The sequence below is a fragment of the Haloferax sp. Atlit-48N genome, from assembly GCF_003383015.2.
Lineage (GTDB): Archaea > Halobacteriota > Halobacteria > Halobacteriales > Haloferacaceae > Haloferax > Haloferax volcanii.
The window spans coordinates 459382-475098 of the sequence record NZ_CP137689.1; the positions used below are offsets into that span (position 1 = coordinate 459382).

Below are 15717 nucleotides of genomic sequence, written 5' to 3' on the forward strand. Positions count from 1 at the left end.
GTACTTTACTGCGAGCGCCCCCTGAACGGTTGTCGTGTCCCCTGAAACCGACGACGACCCGTTCGAGGACCAACGCGAGCGGGTCGACAACCCGATGCGGCGGTTGTTTGCCGAGTACGGCCGCGAGAACACCTTCGAGTTCGTCGTGGGCGTCCTCGCGAGCGTCGCCGCCCGCGTGCTCGACCTCATGCCGCCGGTCATCCTCGGCCTCGCCATCGACGCCATCATCCGGCAGGAGACGTCGTTCGCGGCCGGCTTCCCCGTCCTCCCCGAGGCGTGGATTACCCCGTACGTACCGGCGACCAGAGACGGCCAGTTCCTCTTGGCGGTCGGCATCATCGTGTTCAGTTTCACCGCCGGCGCGGTGTTCCACTGGCTCCGCAACTGGGGATGGAACGCCTACGCCCAGCAGATTCAACACGACGTTCGGACCGACACCTACGACCGGATGCAGCTGCTCAACATGGACTTCTTCGCCGACAAGCAGACCGGCGAGATGATGTCCATCCTCTCGAACGACGTGAATCGCCTCGAACGGTTCCTCAACGACGGGATGAACTCCTTTTTCCGCCTGTTCGTGATGGTCGTCGCCATCGCGGTGGTCCTCCTCTCGTACAACTGGCAGCTCGCGCTCGTCGCCCTGTTGCCGGTCCCGCTCATCGCGCTTTTCACGTGGAAGTTCGTCGATATCATCCAGCCGAAGTACGCCGACGTGCGCTCGTCGGTCGGCAAGCTCAACTCCCGGCTGGAGAACAACCTCGGCGGCATTCAGGTCATCAAGACGTTCAACGCCGAGTCCCACGAGTCCGACCGCGTCGACGGCGTCTCGATGGACTACTTCGACGCCAACTGGGACGCCATCAACACCCGCATCAAGTTCTTCCCCGCGCTCCGCATCCTCGCCGGTATCGGCTTTTCGCTCACCTTCGTCGTCGGCGGCCTGTGGGTCATCAACGGGCAGGGCCCCGGCCCCTTCACCGGCGACCTCGAAATCGGGGAGTTCGTCACGTTCATCCTGCTCACCCAGCAGTTCGTCTGGCCGCTGGCTCAGTTCGGGCAGATTATCAACATGTACCAGCGCGCCCACGCCTCCAGCGCCCGCATCTTCGGCCTGATGGACGAGCCCGCGCGGCTGGCCGAACAGCCCGACGCTCCCGACCTCGCCGTCTCCGAGGGCCGCGTCGAGTACGACGACGTGACCTTCGGCTACGGCGACGGCGAGACCGTCGTCGAGGACATCTCCTTCGAGGTCGACGGCGGCGAGACGCTCGCGCTCGTCGGGCCCACCGGCGCGGGGAAATCGACGATTCTCAAGCTCCTGATGCGGATGTACGACCCCGACGAGGGGCGCGTCAGCGTCGACGGCCAAGACGTGCGCGACGTGACCATCGCCAGCCTCCGGGAGTCCATCGCCTACGTCAGCCAAGAGACGTTCCTGTTCTACGGGACCGTCCGCGACAACATCACCTACGGGACGTTCGACGCCGACGACGAGGCGGTCGTCGCGGCCGCCAAGGCCGCCGAGGCCCACGAGTTCATCTCGAACCTCCCCGACGGCTACGACACCAAAGTCGGAGAGCGCGGCGTGAAGCTCTCTGGCGGCCAGCGCCAGCGCGTCTCCATCGCTCGCGCCATCCTGAAAGACCCGGATATCCTCGTCCTCGACGAGGCGACTTCGGACGTGGACACCGAGACGGAGATGCTCATCCAGCGCTCGCTGGACGAACTCACGGCCGACCGGACGACGTTCAGCATCGCCCACCGCCTGTCGACCATCAAGGACGCAGAACAGATTCTCGTCCTCGAGGACGGCCGCGTCGTCGAGCGCGGCACCCACGACGACCTCCTGTCGGAAGACGGCCTCTACGCCCACCTCTGGGGCGTGCAGGCCGGCGAAATCGACCAACTCCCCGACGAGTTCGTCGAGCGCGCCGCCCGCCGGCAGGCCGAGGTCGACGCCGGCAACGACTGAGCGAAGCGCCCACCACTAAGGGCGGGGCCGTCCCTTCTGTCGCCATGCGACTCTCCGAGGCCACCTGGACCGAAATCGCGGACCTCGACGCCGACCTCGCGGTCCTCCCGGTCGGAAGCACGGAACAGCACGGCCCGCACGCGCCGCTCGGCACCGACGCGCTCAACGCCGAATCGGTCGCCGAGGCCGGTATCGAGGAGTTCGACGGCGAGGCCGTCGTCGGCCCGACTATCCCGGTCGGCGTCGCCGAGGAACACCGCGCCTTCGACGGCACGCTGTGGGTCTCGCCGGATACCTTCCGCGCGTACGTCCGCGAGACAATCGAATCGCTCGCCCACCACGGCTTCGACCGCGTCGTCGTCGTCAACGGCCACGGCGGCAACATCGACGCGCTCGCGGAGCTCTGTCGGCGCGTCTCGCGGACGGGCGACGTTTACGCGGTCGCGTTCACGTGGTTCGACGCCGTCGGTGACCACTCCTCGGACATGGGCCACGGCGGCCCGTTAGAAACCGCACTCCTCCGCCACACGCATCCGGAACTGGTTCGCGAGGACCGAATCGACGAGGCCCGCGCGGGCGGGTCCGACCGCTGGGGCGAGTGGGTCTCGGGCGTCAACCTCGCCCACGACTCCGACGAGTTCACCGACAACGGCGTCGTCGGCGACCCCGCCGAGGGCAACGCCGACCGCGGCGCGGAACTGGAATCGCTCGCGGCCGACTCGCTCGCGTCGCTCCTCGACGCGGTCGAAAGCCGGCAACTCGACTGAACGGCCCGCGGACGCGGACCGGCGAGCCGGTCTACGGATTACTCCTCTTCTTCGTCTTCGTCGTCCGAGCTGGCGACTTCCGCCGCCTCGGCCGCGTCGGTGAGCGCGCCGCGGAGTTGCGGCATCGTGTTGGTGAGTTCCCCGACGAGTTCGTGGGCCTCCTCGACCATCTCGATGAGTGCTTCGAGCTCTTCGATGGCCGCTTCGAGGTCCTCGGGGTCGTCGAACGCCTCGGCGCGCTGGCCGATGACGTACCACTTCTTGGCCTGTCGGACGTGTTCGGCCGCGCCCTCGACGTCGAGCGAGGAGCGGAGGCCGTTGAGGACGCCGAGGACGTTGTCGGCGTCGGCCTCCCACACGTCGTCCGGGTCGGGAAGCGCCGACCGGGCCTCGCCGAGATGTTCCTCGACGTCGGCGCGCATCTCCGCCGCCGCCTCTCCGAACAGGTCGTCGTCGCCGAGCGTGCTTTGACTCATGCTCACACGTTCGGCGCGCGGGGGTTTAAAAACGACCCCGAAAGTGAAAGTGAAATCGAACGACTCCGGAGTCGTCGCCGCCGGATTCTCAGTCCACGTCGCCGAGGTAGACCGCGCCGCGTGCGTCGCCCATCTCGTCGGAGTCGCCGCTCCGGAGTCGGTCACCGAGCGGGCCGGGGAAGAACCGGACCTCCCCGAGTTCGTCGAGGGGGAGCCACCGTACGCCGACCTGGACCGAATCGCGCTCCGTCGGGTCGTCCGGCTCGTCTCCCACTCGCTCGCACCAGAAGAAGTGGTCTACTTGATGGCCGTCGTCGTCTCTATCTTCGTAATGCGTCGAGGGCACGAAATCCCTAACGTACGCGAGCGACCCGACGGCGACCTCGTAGCCGGTTTCCTCGTACACCTCTCGGCGGACCGTCTCCGCGAGCGACTCGCCGCGCTGCTGGCCGCCGCCGGGCGCGACGTACCAGTCCTCGCCGTCGGTGCGGTACTGAATCGCGAGGAGTTCGTCGTCGCGGACGACGAGTCCGCGGGCGGCGCTTCGCGGGCGGGTCATTCGACCGACACGAGCTTCATCAGCGGGTAGCCGTCTTCCATCTCCATTTCGGTCCGGACGCGGACGCCCTCGTAGTCGATTTCCATCTCGACTTCCATGAACCGCCCCGTGAGTTCCGTGTAGTCGGCGGTCGACCCGGCGAGTTCGGCGTCCAGCGCGTCGTCGAGAATGTGGACGGAGACCGACTCGCAGTGCGGTTGGTTCTCGATGGCCTCGGCCATGGCCCGTTCGAGGCTCCGGGCGCTGTCGGGCGAAACCGGCGTGCCGGCGAACTGGTGATAGAGCGTCCCGAACTTGATGCCCGCCTCGAAGCAGGCCGTCTGCGGGTCTGTGACCATACCGGGAACACCGTCGCTCCGGGTTAAAGTTCGGCGGTCCGAAGGGTCCAGCGAGCGCGAACCGGTCCTTACTTAGCCTCCCTCGCCGGACGTTACACCGAATGGACCAGCCGGTTTTGCTGACGGGGGCTGGCGGGCGCGTCGGCCAGGCGATACTAGGGCACATCGGCGACGCCTACGACTGGCGGCTGTTGGACCGCGAGCCACTCTCCGACGAGAAGATTCCCGATTCGGTCGACTCCACGGAGGTGTACGTCGCCGACGTCACCGACGAGACCGCCGTGCGAAACGCCATGGACGGCGTCCACGCCGTCATCCACCTCGCGGGCGACCCGCGTCCCGAAGCGCCGTGGGACAGCGTCCTGCGGAACAACATCGACGGCACCCAACAGATGTTCGACGCCGCGGTCGACGCCGGCGTCGAGAAGTTCGCGTTCGCCTCCTCGAACCACGCGGTCGGGGCGTACGAAACGACGGACCGGACGCCCGATATGTACCGCCCGCACCACGAGTTCCGACTCGACGGGACGGAACTACCGCGCCCGAGTAACCTCTACGGCGTGAGCAAGGCCGCCGGCGAGACGCTCGGCCGCTACTACCACGACCACCACGACATCTCGGTCGTGAACGTCCGCATCGGCAACCTCACTCAGCACCACCCGCCGAAGGAGTACGAACGCGGGCAGGCGATGTGGCTGTCGTACCGCGATTGCGGGCATCTCTTCGAGTGCTGTATCGAGGCCGACTACGACTACGAAATCGTCTACGGCATCTCCGACAACGACCGTAAGTACTACTCCATCGACCGCGCTCGGGCGGTGCTCGGCTACGACCCGCAGGACAACTCCGCCGAGTTCACCTTCGAGGGCGAACCGCTGGACGAAGCCTGATTGCGGCGTCGGAACTCCGACGTTTGGCCCCGTCGAACCCCGATTCCGATTCTTCGGCTAGCCCGTCGCGTGACCCGGCCGGGTATAGACGCGCGAACGTGCCGGGGGAAAACTTATAGAAATACGACACGTCGGTGGACGTAATGACGCCACTGGGTTCCACCGCGGAGGACGCGGGAGTGTCGCTCCGCGACGCGGTTTTACTCGTCTGCTCCCTGTTCGTCTTCCACCTCGGTCGAGGATGGGCGCGCGGACTCGTCGAAGGGGAGTATCTGATAGGCATCGTCGGCTTGCTCCTCGCCCTCGCCCCGGTCGTCTGGCTCCTGTTCGTCATCAGAAAGGCGTACTTCTGAGACGGTCTCGCCTCCAGCGACGTTCGACGACTCCCCTCTTTGCTCACTCGAACAGGCCGCTCACGTCGTCTTCGCGGCGTCGCCGCCGGCGGACGTGCTCGCTCAATCGCTGAAACACCAGTCCGCGCTGGGCTTCGTTCCGCACGAAGTCGAACACCATCGCCGTGAACTGCGTCTGTTCCCCGTCGGCGACCTCTTCGTGGGCGTACCCGACCGCGTCGGCGACGACCGACTCGTCGTAGCCGTCCAGTTCCTCCGCGAGCGTCTCGGCCGCGACCGCGACGGCGTCGAAATCGAGGTCGTCGTACGTGACGACCCGGCCGTCGAGTCGGAGCGCGGGCGGGTCGGCGGCGACGCCGGGGTCGGCTTCGAGGCGCGCGAGAGATTCTCGAACGCCGGCGAGGTCGACGCCGCGGTAGTCGTCTGCGAGGCCGTCGAGGTACTCCCGCGCGCTCCGAGCGAGGCCGACCGCGCCGGAGTCGTTGCCGTCGCGGGCGTGGTGGACCGCCGCGGTGAACTGGATAAGCCCGTGGAGAAACCGCTCGTCGTCACCCCCGCGGTCGAGCGACAGCCACTTCGACTCCCACGCGCCGTGGGCCGCCCGGTACGCGCCCGCGTTGTAGATGGCGACGCCTGCGCGAAGCGAATCGTCCATGCGAACCGTTCGCCGTCCACGAGTAAAGATTCCGCGAAGGGCGCGCTCCCGCGGCGTAGGGCTTGCATACTTATCCCTCTCGGGAACATATGAGGTATGATAGCACATGAATGCCCTCGAAACCCTCGTCCGAGGTGTCGAACGATGACCCAGTCCCCGGTTTGTATCCGCTGCGGTGAGCAGTATCTGTTCACGCGGGCGTACAAAGGCAACTACTGTCGGGACTGCCACGGGTCGTGGGCCGCGAAGCCCCGGTCCGAGGAGACGCCTCGCCCCCGTCCGCAGCGGTCGCGCACGACCTCGTCGGTCCGCCGCCGCCGCGAGGACGACGAGCGGTCGCCCGGCCTCGAACCGCCGTACGACGAGGCGTAAGCCCATTTTTCGGTCCGGACTGCCGAGTGCGCTCGGCGCTCCGTCGGTCGGTCCAACGCCACGTCCCGGCGGGTAGGCACCCGTTAGCGACGGTTAGGAGCTGATTTTTCCGTCGATTGATCCGACCGGTGTCACTATACGTCGCCCGGACGAGCGCTATCGAAATGTCGTCCGAGTCGATTACCGTCCATCTCGTCGGGGATTCCACCATGGCCGACAAGGAGGCGCACGAACGCCCGGAGACCGGGTGGGGAATGCCCTTTGCCGACCGCTTCGACGACGCCGTCACGGTGGCGAACCACGCCCGAAACGGTCGCAGCACCCGCACGTTTCTGGAAGAGGGTCGCTGGCGTCCCGTCGCCCGCCAGTTGACCGAGACCGACTACGTGTTCGTCCAGTTCGGCCACAACGACGAGGTGTCGTCGAAAGAACAGCACACGACCGAGGCGGCGTTCGTCGACAACCTCCGGAAGTTCGTCGGTGAGACGCGCGAACAGGGGGCGACGCCCGTGTTGCTCACGCCCATCGCGCGCCGCCAGTTCGACGACGGCGGCGTCCCGAAAGACACCCACCGCGCGTACGCCGACCTGACGAGAACCGTCGCGCTCGACCGCGACGTGCCGCTCATCGACACGGACGAGCGAACGCGGGCGCTCTTGGCTGAACTCGGCCCCGACGCGTCGACGGCGCTCTACAACCACCTCGAACCGGGCGAACACTCGAACTATCCGGAGGGAATCGCTGACGACACGCACTTCAGCGAGCACGGGGCGCGCCGCATGGCCGACGTGGTGCTCGGCGGGGTCGCAGAACTGGACCTCGGACTGGCCGCCCACGTCGAGTCCTGACGAGCGGTGAACCCGGTCGCGACGATATCGCTCGCTGTTCAGGTCTCCGGAGAGACGGTGTACCGCCCCGAGAGCGCAGAAGGCTCTCGAAGGTCGGGTCCAAAGAGAAACGTCCACAGAGCTTCGGTGAAGACAGACCGCTTCGCTCGTCGTGTAGTTCCTCGTAGAAACGTCCTGACGGAGATTTGAACTCCGGTCCCTGGCTCCGCAAGCCAGGAGGATAGTCCACTACCCTATCAGGACTGTCTTGCTGCATCCTTCGGTACTCGACGGTTACTTAAGACGGTTACGATGTGAACTCCCAGTGAACCGCGGGACCACGGCACGAGGCGGGCGTCGGTGTGCGTGTCGTACGCAAGGACTTTTTCGCGAGCGGGCCTAGTTTCGCACGTGAATCGACGCGCGCTCCTCCTCGGAACAGCCGGGCTGTGCGCCTCGCTCGCGGGGTGCGCGAGCGGCGGCGACGCGGCGGAGGGGTCGACGGCGAGCACCGGCACCGAGACCGGAACCGCGTCGCCGACGGCGACGGAGACGCCCCGCCGCCCGCGACTCGTCGGGCGGTCGTTCACGCCCGTCCGCGCCGACGCCTGCTCGGCGGACGGCGGGGCGCTCGCGTCCGAGACCGAAACCGGCGTCTCCGTCGTCGGGTGCGTCACGGGGGCGACCGACTGTTCTATCGCCCGACTCGCGCGCGCCGACTACGACGCGGCGTCGGACACGGCCACGCTCGTCGTCGAGACCGTCGAGCGAGCCGACGCGGAGAACTGCGCCGAATCGCCGGTCGTCCGCGGCTACGAGGCGACGCTCCGATTCGAAAGCGGCCTCCCCGGCCGGGCGGTCGTCGTCCACGACGACGCGGACGGTCGTCGAGAGGTCGCCCGCATCGATATGGACACCTGAGGCGTCCGAAGGTTCAAATCCGGGGCCGCGACCACCCCCGTTATGTCGCTCGATTCGCGCGGTCGGTTCGGCGGTCCAATTCGGAGGAAAACAACGCTTAAGCGCCGCCCTTCCCTGTTCGTCCATAGTATGAGTATGACGCTCGGTCTGCCGCGACGCGCGCGCTTCGTTCCGGGAGGTGACGCCTGATGGGCGTCATCCGGGAGGTCTACGACGACCTCGACACCGATGTCGAGTTCGAGGAGTTCGAAGCGGCGGTCAACGACAAGGTCGAACAGATGGGCGGCCTCGCCGACGAGGAGACGGCGGCGATGCTCATCGCCCACGAACTGCGCGACGAGGAGGTCAACGGCATCGCCGACATCGAACCCGGCATGGAGGACGTGAAGTTCCTCGCCAAGGTCGTCAGCATCGGCGAGGTTCGGACGTTCGAGCGCGACGGCGAGGACGAAGACGGGCGGGTCGTCAACATCGAGGTCGCCGACGAGACCGGTCGCATCCGCGTCTCGCTGTGGGACGAGATGGCCGCCGGCGCGAAGGAGAATCTCGAAGTCGGCACCGTCCTCCGCATCGGCGGTCGCCCGAAGGACGGCTACAACGGCGTCGAAGTCAGCGCCAGCAAGGTCGAAGAGGACCTCGACGCCGAGGTCGACGTGCAGGTGCTCGATAGCTACCGCGTCGAGGACCTCGCGCTCGGCCTCTCGGACGTGAACCTCGAAGGCAAGATTCTCGACGCCGGCACCGTGCGAACGTTCGACCGCGACGACGGCACCGAGGGCCGCGTCTCGAACCTCTCGGTCGGGGACCCGACCGGTCGCGTCCGCGTCACGCTCTGGGACGAGCGGGCGGACCTCGCCGAAGAACTCGAACCCGGCCAGTCGGTCGAGGTCGTCGACGGCTACGTCCGCGAGCGCGACGGCTCGCTCGAACTCCACGTCGGCTCCCGCGGCGCGGTCGAACCCATCGACGAGGACATCGAGTACGTCCCCGAGACGACCGACATCGGCTCGCTCGAACTCGGTCAGACGGTGGACATCGCCGGCGGCGTCATCGAGGCAGACGGGAAACGCACCTTCGACCGCGACGACGGCTCCGAGGGGCAGGTCCGAAACATCCGCGTCAAGGACGGCACCGGCGATATCCGGGTCGCCCTCTGGGGCGAGAAAGCCGACGCCGACGTGGACCTCGCGGACTACGTCGTCATCACCGACGCGGAGATAAAAGAGGGCTGGCAGGAGGACCTCGAAGCCTCCGCCGGCTGGCGGTCGTCCGTCGCCGTGATGGACGAGGCACCCGAGGGCGCGGCCGGCACCGACGCCGGCGATTCGGGGCCGACGCCGCCCAGCGACCAAGGCCTCGGCGCGTTCTCCGGCGACGGGTCGTCCGGTGGCTCGTCCGGGTCGTCCGACGACACGTCCGCCGCGAACGGCGGGTCCTCGTCGGACGCGTCCGCGGCCGAGTCCGCCGGCGAGGCGGTCGAGTTCACCGGGACGGTCGTACAGGCCGGAACGCCGGTCATCCTCGACGACGGCACGCAGACCAAGACCGTCGACACCGACGCCGACCTCGGCCTCGGCGACGAGGTGACCGTCTCCGGGACGGAGACCGACGGCCGCATCAGCGCCGAGTCGGTCGAAGTCCACACTGGCGCACAGCAGTAGGACGGATAGACCACCGGTCGCCGGTCGCCGGTCACCCACCGCCCCGCCGTCGGCGGGCCGTCGAACCTGACTCATCGTTCGCCCGGTTTTCGCGGCTCTTCGGCGCGAAATCCGACCGCTCGGGAGCGCTCCGTGCGATAAAATACAGAAGGGGCCGCGACGGAAAGGATTATACGCCGCACGGACCCGATATGTGGGTATGAGTGTCGAGCTACCGTTCGCCCCGGTAGACGCGATTATCCGGCAGAACGCAGGTGAGTTGCGAGTGAGCGCCGGCGCCGCCGAGGCGCTCGCCCGCCGGATTCAGGACCGCGGCGCGGAACTCGCGATAGACGCCGCCGACCGGGCGACGGCGGACGGTCGCAAGACGTTGATGGCCGAGGACTTCGGCGTTCAACAGGTCGTCGACCGCGACGAACTCTCCCTCCCTATCGCCCCCATCGACCGCATCGCCCGCCTCCGAATCGACGACCGCTACCGCGTCGCGATGGACGCTCGAATCGCCCTGGCCGATATCCTCGAAGACTACGCCGTCAACGTGGCGGACGCCGCCGTCAAACTCGCCCACCACGCCGACCGGCGGACGGTCCAATCCGAGGACATCGAGACCTACTTCTCCCTCTTCGAATAATGCAATTCGGCTACAGCGAAACGTGTCTCGACCACGACACCGGGCCGCGGCACCCCGAGACGGCCGACCGACTCCGGGCCATCCGGCGCGGGCTGGCGAAGCGCCACGGCGTCGAGTACGTCGACGCCTCGCCCGCCGAGAAATCCACCGTCGCGGCCGTCCACGACGACGGCTACGTCGACGAGTTCCACGAGTTCTGTCGCGACGGCGGCGGCAACTGGGACCCCGACACCGTCGCCGTCGAGGCGTCGTGGGACGCCGCGCTCACCTCCGCCGGCCTCGCGGAGTGGGCCGCCCGCGCCGCGCTCGACGGCGACGACGGCCGCGACACGCCGTTTTCGCTCGGTCGCCCGCCGGGCCACCACGCCGTCGAGGACGACGCCATGGGCTTTTGCTTCTTCAACAACGCCGCCGTCGCCGCGCAGGCGGTCATCGACGACGGCCTCGCCGAGCGCGTCGCCATCTTCGACTGGGACGTTCACCACGGCAACGGCACGCAGGACATCTTCTACGACCGCGGCGACGTGTTCTACACGTCCATCCACGAGGACGGCCTCTACCCCGGCACGGGCGAGGTCGAAGAGACCGGCGAGGGCGACGGCGAGGGGTCGACCCTCAACGTCCCGCTCCACGCCGGCGCGGGTGACGCCGACTACGTCTACTCGTTCGACGAGGCCATCGCGCCCGCAGTCGAGCGGTTCGACCCCGACCTGTTCATCGTGAGCGCCGGCTTCGACGCCCACCGCCACGACCCCATCTCGCGGATGCGCGTCTCCACCGAGGGCTACGCGATGCTCACCGAGTGCGTGCAGGAGCTCTGCGAAGAGACCGACGCCGCCATCGCCTTCGTCCTCGAAGGCGGCTACGGCCTCGACACGCTCTCCGAGGGCGTCGCGACCGTCCACGAGACGTTCGACGGCCGCATCGCGATGGACCCCGACGAAGACCCCGACGAGAAGAACGTCGAGCTAGTCGACGACGTGCGCGCCGCTCACGGCCTCGGCGCGAAGTAGCGACCCAACTCGGCACCGAACGACTCCGCGAGCGCGGCCACGTCGCCGCTGACGAGCACGTCGTAGCCGTCCTCTCTGAGCGTCGATTCCACGTGTTTTCCGAGGGCCACGTCGAACAGCGCGTCGCTTTCGAGGAAGCCGGTCGCCGTGGTGAACTCGCGCTCGCGCTCGACCACGTAGCGGTCGCCGTCGAGGAACGGCCCGTAGTGGTCGTCGCCGTCCTCGTACGCGCCGTAGAACCCCTCAGCGTGCTGGCGGACGTGGACCGGCGGCCCCTCGTGGCGCTCGACCGTCGGGCGCTCGGCCACCGAGAGTTCCGCGAACAGGACGGCTTCGCCCTGCCCCTCGCCGTCGGTGTCGGCGAACGTCGCCCGCCGGAACACGTCGAAGCCGCGTCTGTCGAGGCCGTCGGCGACGCCGGTCAGCGACTTCCTGAGCTGCGGGTAGAGCTGGTCGTCCACGAGGTCCGGGCAGTCGAAGACGACGGCGACGGCCGTGGTGCCGCGGCGGTCGAGGTGGTCCCGAACGCCGTCGGCGTCGAGCGCCCGCGGGTCGGGCCGGAAGAACAGCGATTCCCGCGGGTCGGAAAGCAGGTCGCGGGCGTAGTGCTGGAGTCGGGCGACGTTCTCCGCCGAGCAGACCGCGGCGACGTTCCGCTCGGAGTCGGTCGGGTCGATGACGACGAGCGGGTCCGAAAAACTCCGTGTCCCGTGGTCCTCCGGGTCGAACTCGACCTGTGGACTCCAGTCGGCGGCCGCCCGGAGCAGCGGTTCGAAGCCGCCGTGTCCGACGACGAGAAGCTCGGCGAGATAACCCGAGAACCCCTCGGTTCGGAGGTCGCTCCCGTAGGCATCGATACCCTTCAGGAAGCGCTTGAAGACGCGAACGTCCGCCGCGAGGTCGTCGTCGAGGCGCTCGGTCAGGTAGGCGTTGTGAAACGGCGTCCGGTCGACCGCCGAGCGGATGTCCGAGGCGGACGGCACGTCGTAACAGGGGACGAGGTCCACGTCGAAGCCGTCGTAGTCGCCTTTCACGTAAGGGTGTTCGGCGTACTCCTCGTGGCCGTCGGGGAGGACGGCGTGACCCACTTCGAGGCCGTACGCTTCGAGTTCCTCGCGGTCGAGGTCGGCCGGAAAGCGCACGAACAGGTCGATGTCGCGGTCGCCCGAGAGCCACGTGCCGCGGGCGGTGCTGCCGACTTGCAGCGCGTCGGCGTCCACCGGCAGGTCCGCGAGGGCGTCGTACACGCGGGATTCGAGGGCCGCCGCGGCGTCCGCGAGCGCCCGACGCTCCGCCTCGTCGGGGTCGATGCGCTCGCGGACCGCGGCGACGACCGCGGCGAGGTCCGAGTTCGTCATGCCCGCTGGTTTCCCGCGGGCGGGCGAAAGCGTGACGGTGCGCTCGCGACCGCGTCAGGCGGTGGCATCCGCCAGCCGTCGGTTAAAAACGAAAGCCCTATCAAGAAACATCGAATACGAGAGAGTGCAGACGAAAGCCGCCGTAGCTCAGTTGGTAGAGCACCTCGCTGTTAACGAGGTTGTCCCAGGTTCGAGTCCTGGCGGTGGCGCTTCTCCGTTTCTCATCCCGACGAGCGGTTCGTCTCCGGTTCGTCGGCGACGGCTTCTGATAAGACATAAGAGGGACGACGGGAAAGAATCGGCCGAGGGCCCCTAGCTCAGTCTGGTCAGAGCGCTCGGCTCATAACCGGGTGGTCATGGGTTCGAACCCCATGGGGCCCATAATAATTTTAGTCGATTCGTTGCTGATGAAAAAGGTCGACTACGGACCCTAACGCGCCTAAATTCGCCGTTTCCGCGAAATCTCGAAACGCCCGAAAATCCCAATTCCATAAGCTCTGCTTACGGACCGGCTCGCGGTCGGGCGATAACTTTAGCCGGGGGTGTTCGGTAGATGTCGCGGGCTCGTCGAGAGACGAACCTGTGGCGGTACGTCCGCTACGTCTGCGGCAGTTGCAAAGCGTGGTGTCTCGTCGACCACGCTGAGCGCGCCGCGAAGATGCGCGAGTGCAAGGACTGCGCGCGCATCCCCGCCATCGAGGACGAGATTCGGGACCATCGACTCACCTCGCTCCTGTGGGCACACCAACTGGCCGCAGAGACCACCGCAAGGACCGGAACAGCGGAGGGCGGGTCCCAGTCCGCCCGGAGCGGCCGGAAGCAGGGGCTTGCCCCTGACCCGGAAGCCGGTCCGCATGAGGCCGACAGCCGTCGGCCGAAAACGAGCGGCGGTAAGGCCCAGTGCCGTCTGAGCGATTTCATCCGCACAGACGGGGGTTCGCGTGAGTAACGCGGAAACTCGCGCCCCCGGCGCTCACGACTCACCAGCCGCGCGTGCGGTCTCTCGGAGAGACGAATGAGCGTCGGAAAACGCTCATCGTCCGAAATCGCTGACGTATGGGGCTCTCGCCTCCGCCCGGACCGATGTAAAGATACCTACCTCGTGGACTACCTGGGCGACCTCGGCCTGTTGGCCTACGGGTACGACCCGGCAGACTCGGACGACGACCTCGAACTTCGCGGGCGCGACCGGGACCGCGTACGACTGGTAAAGCGCATCTCGACCTCGCCAGAGGGGATTTACCTGCCGACGCTCGTCTCCGAGTGCGTCAAGGGTCAGTACATCGGGCAGTGCGAGCGGTTCGACGGGAGCGACCCGGACTACCAGTTCGTCTACCGGTTCCTGAACGACCTCGACGGGCACGACCCCCAACTCATCGAAAAACGCCAGTCTGACGGCATGACGATGGTCACCCCGACAATTCGCCTACTTGACTTGATATCAGAAGGCATTACTCAAACAACCAGGGAACGCGACGACTTGCTGTATGACCGGCATTTCTGCGAGAACTACCTGAGAACCGCGAATAAGGTCGATGACTGGGGTCGGGACCTGCTGGAAGACTCTTTACATCGGTATCTGAAGCGCATCGAGAACTACCAACTGCTGTTCGACGTCCACTTCTGCGGGCGACGCGGCGGCGACACCACCCGCCGGATGACGAAACAGTACAACACCCGCTTCAACTCCCAAGGGCGACTGCGAAAGACGTGGGCGCGCTACAATAGCGCGCTCGAACACGCGTACGAGAAGTACGACAACGCCGTCTTGATGACGCTGACGACGGACCCCGGCACGTACGACGACCCGACTCGACCCGACCCGCGCTCGCTGTACGACGGAATTTCGTCGATAAACCCGAACTTCAATCGGCTCCTCTCGTACTTTGACTCCGACCCGTCGACGAAAGACGACACCAGGAAGGATGGCGTTCCCAGCTGGTCACGGGCGCTCGACGACAAGGTGACCGGGCGACCTCGCTACCGGCCACCGTATCTGAAAGCTCTGGAGTTCACCGAGAAAGGCTACGCGCACCTGCACGTCCTGATGTTCGACGTGCCGACCCGCGAGAGCGACGGGATGCCGTTCCTGATAGACAAAGCGGAGCTAGAACAGAAATGGAAGGACTACGGTCAGGGCCAAATCGTCGACCTCTACCCGCTCGTGTTTCGGGATGACCTCGACGAAGTCGGGAACTTCGGCACCAAAACGCTCGTCGACGACGACGGCGACGAGTTCGAAGTACCGGTTTCGAAAGGGTTCGTGGACTGGTACCGCTACGGCGACCACGACCACGGCGAAGAGTGGATAGCGAAGAACGCGAGGTCTCACGACCTCATCGAGTTCTACGACGACGAGAGCGGCGAGGACGGCGACGAACAGATGCAAAGCCGGACGGCTGGCGCGTACCTCGGAAAGTACCTCTCGGCCACCTTCGGCTCCCTGCTCGAAGCCTCCGAGTCGTTCGAGGACGCGAAAGAGTCGGATTCGTACGCGGACAAGGCGGCGACGTGGAAACTCGGCCTCTACTGGGCGACCGGTAGGCGATTCTGGTCCATCTCGCGGGACATCGAGAAAGCGATAGAGAGACCCGAGCACCTGCAAGACCCGGATGTTCGGCACGCCGTTCGAGAGCTCTCTATCGACTCTCTCCATCTCGCGTGCGATGGCGCGACAGTCGATGACCTCGACCTCGACGACGTGGTGACTCCAGGCGTCGAATCGACGCTCCCGGAGAGTGCCGATTTCTACTGCCATATCGACTACTTGGGTTGCTACGCCTACTGGGACATGCCGACGGCCGACGCGACGGCTGCCAACCTCGAATACGTCGAAGATTACGTTGCTGCGGGCGGCCAGCCCGAATACCCCGATGTGGGCGGCGAGAAACCCCCACCGGTAGCCGACGTGTGGGGATGATGTA

General features: G+C 66.7%; 17 protein-coding genes and 3 tRNA genes. 14 read left to right on the top strand and 6 right to left on the bottom strand.

Annotated features, from left to right (window positions below):
• Positions 1–34 precede the first annotated feature (34 nt).
• Positions 35–1972: an ABC transporter ATP-binding protein gene (locus DEQ67_RS02605; protein WP_115860451.1), complete on the top strand. Its 1938-nt coding sequence runs from the start codon at positions 35–37 to the stop codon at positions 1970–1972.
• A gap of 44 nt (positions 1973–2016) precedes the next feature.
• Positions 2017–2739 (top strand): creatininase family protein, encoded by a 723-nt coding sequence (locus tag DEQ67_RS02610; RefSeq protein WP_115860449.1) that lies wholly within the window; start codon positions 2017–2019, stop codon positions 2737–2739.
• Positions 2740–2777: 38 nt separating this feature from the next.
• Here DEQ67_RS02610 and DEQ67_RS02615 read toward each other — a convergent pair whose 3' ends face one another.
• The 3 genes from DEQ67_RS02615 to DEQ67_RS02625 all read right to left on the bottom strand — a co-directional run bounded on the left by DEQ67_RS02615 (position 2778) and on the right by DEQ67_RS02625 (position 4112).
• Entirely contained in the window at positions 2778–3215 is a 438-nt protein-coding gene (locus tag DEQ67_RS02615; RefSeq protein ID WP_115802163.1) for a DUF5790 family protein, read from the bottom strand.
• Between the two features lie 88 nt (positions 3216–3303).
• Positions 3304–3774 carry an NUDIX domain-containing protein gene (locus DEQ67_RS02620; protein ID WP_115802164.1) on the bottom strand — a complete coding sequence of 157 codons (471 nt, stop codon included), beginning with the start codon at positions 3772–3774 and terminating at the stop codon, positions 3304–3306.
• A complete protein-coding gene (locus tag DEQ67_RS02625; protein WP_115860447.1) occupies positions 3771–4112 on the bottom strand; it encodes a dihydroneopterin aldolase family protein in 342 nt (113 codons plus the stop codon). The genes DEQ67_RS02620 and DEQ67_RS02625 overlap by 4 nt, the downstream gene beginning before the upstream one ends.
• Positions 4113–4213: 101 nt before the next feature.
• Here DEQ67_RS02625 and azf point away from each other — a divergent pair, with 101 nt between their 5' ends.
• Positions 4214–5002 carry an NAD-dependent glucose-6-phosphate dehydrogenase gene (gene azf / locus DEQ67_RS02630; protein ID WP_004065250.1) on the top strand — a complete coding sequence of 263 codons (789 nt, stop codon included), beginning with the start codon at positions 4214–4216 and terminating at the stop codon, positions 5000–5002.
• A gap of 143 nt (positions 5003–5145) precedes the next feature.
• Complete coding sequence (locus tag DEQ67_RS02635; RefSeq protein ID WP_115802166.1) at positions 5146–5355, top strand: hypothetical protein; 210 nt, start codon at positions 5146–5148, stop codon at positions 5353–5355.
• A gap of 43 nt (positions 5356–5398) precedes the next feature.
• Here the strand turns inward: DEQ67_RS02635 and DEQ67_RS02640 are convergent, their stop codons facing one another.
• The gene (locus DEQ67_RS02640) at positions 5399–6010 is read right to left on the bottom strand and encodes a DUF309 domain-containing protein (protein WP_115802167.1); all 612 of its coding nucleotides are present in this window, start codon (positions 6008–6010) and stop codon (positions 5399–5401) included.
• A gap of 144 nt (positions 6011–6154) precedes the next feature.
• Between DEQ67_RS02640 and DEQ67_RS02645 the strand changes: the two genes are divergently transcribed.
• Together DEQ67_RS02645 and DEQ67_RS02650 are read left to right on the top strand one after the other, a co-directional pair.
• Complete coding sequence (locus tag DEQ67_RS02645) at positions 6155–6382, top strand: DUF7564 family protein (protein WP_115891382.1); 228 nt, start codon at positions 6155–6157, stop codon at positions 6380–6382.
• A gap of 164 nt (positions 6383–6546) precedes the next feature.
• Complete coding sequence (locus DEQ67_RS02650; RefSeq protein ID WP_115891381.1) at positions 6547–7230, top strand: rhamnogalacturonan acetylesterase; 684 nt, start codon at positions 6547–6549, stop codon at positions 7228–7230.
• Positions 7231–7400: 170 nt separating this feature from the next.
• Here the strand turns inward: DEQ67_RS02650 and DEQ67_RS02655 are convergent.
• Positions 7401–7473 (bottom strand) — tRNA-Arg (locus tag DEQ67_RS02655).
• A 147-nt stretch (positions 7474–7620) separates the two neighbouring features.
• Here DEQ67_RS02655 and DEQ67_RS02660 point away from each other — a divergent pair.
• The 4 genes from DEQ67_RS02660 (at position 7621) to DEQ67_RS02675 (ending at position 11435) form a co-directional block, all read left to right on the top strand.
• A complete protein-coding gene (locus DEQ67_RS02660; protein WP_115802170.1) occupies positions 7621–8130 on the top strand; it encodes a hypothetical protein in 510 nt (169 codons plus the stop codon).
• A 188-nt stretch (positions 8131–8318) separates the two neighbouring features.
• Positions 8319–9791 carry a single-stranded DNA binding protein gene (locus DEQ67_RS02665; protein ID WP_115891380.1) on the top strand — a complete coding sequence of 491 codons (1473 nt, stop codon included), beginning with the start codon at positions 8319–8321 and terminating at the stop codon, positions 9789–9791.
• Positions 9792–9990: 199 nt separating this feature from the next.
• A complete protein-coding gene (locus DEQ67_RS02670) occupies positions 9991–10422 on the top strand; it encodes a histone (protein WP_004044404.1) in 432 nt (143 codons plus the stop codon).
• On the top strand, positions 10422–11435 hold the full coding sequence (locus DEQ67_RS02675; RefSeq protein WP_004065243.1) for a histone deacetylase family protein: 1014 nt from the start codon (positions 10422–10424) through the stop codon (positions 11433–11435). Before DEQ67_RS02670 ends, DEQ67_RS02675 begins: the two co-directional genes overlap by 1 nt.
• Here the strand turns inward: DEQ67_RS02675 and cca are convergent.
• Positions 11414–12793, bottom strand: coding sequence for a CCA tRNA nucleotidyltransferase (gene cca / locus DEQ67_RS02680; RefSeq protein WP_115891379.1), 1380 nt, complete (start codon positions 12791–12793; stop codon positions 11414–11416). The genes DEQ67_RS02675 and cca overlap by 22 nt on opposite strands.
• A gap of 136 nt (positions 12794–12929) precedes the next feature.
• On the opposite strand from cca, the gene DEQ67_RS02685 reads away from it, so the two are divergent.
• From DEQ67_RS02685 to DEQ67_RS02700, 4 genes are all read left to right on the top strand, one after another.
• Positions 12930–13002, top strand: a tRNA-Asn gene (locus DEQ67_RS02685).
• Positions 13003–13099: 97 nt separating this feature from the next.
• Positions 13100–13174: transfer RNA gene (locus DEQ67_RS02690), tRNA-Ile, on the top strand.
• Between the two features lie 172 nt (positions 13175–13346).
• On the top strand, positions 13347–13742 hold the full coding sequence (locus DEQ67_RS02695) for a hypothetical protein (RefSeq protein ID WP_233506000.1): 396 nt from the start codon (positions 13347–13349) through the stop codon (positions 13740–13742).
• Between the two features lie 153 nt (positions 13743–13895).
• A complete protein-coding gene (locus tag DEQ67_RS02700) occupies positions 13896–15713 on the top strand; it encodes a hypothetical protein (RefSeq protein WP_115891378.1) in 1818 nt (605 codons plus the stop codon).
• Positions 15714–15717 lie beyond the last annotated feature (4 nt).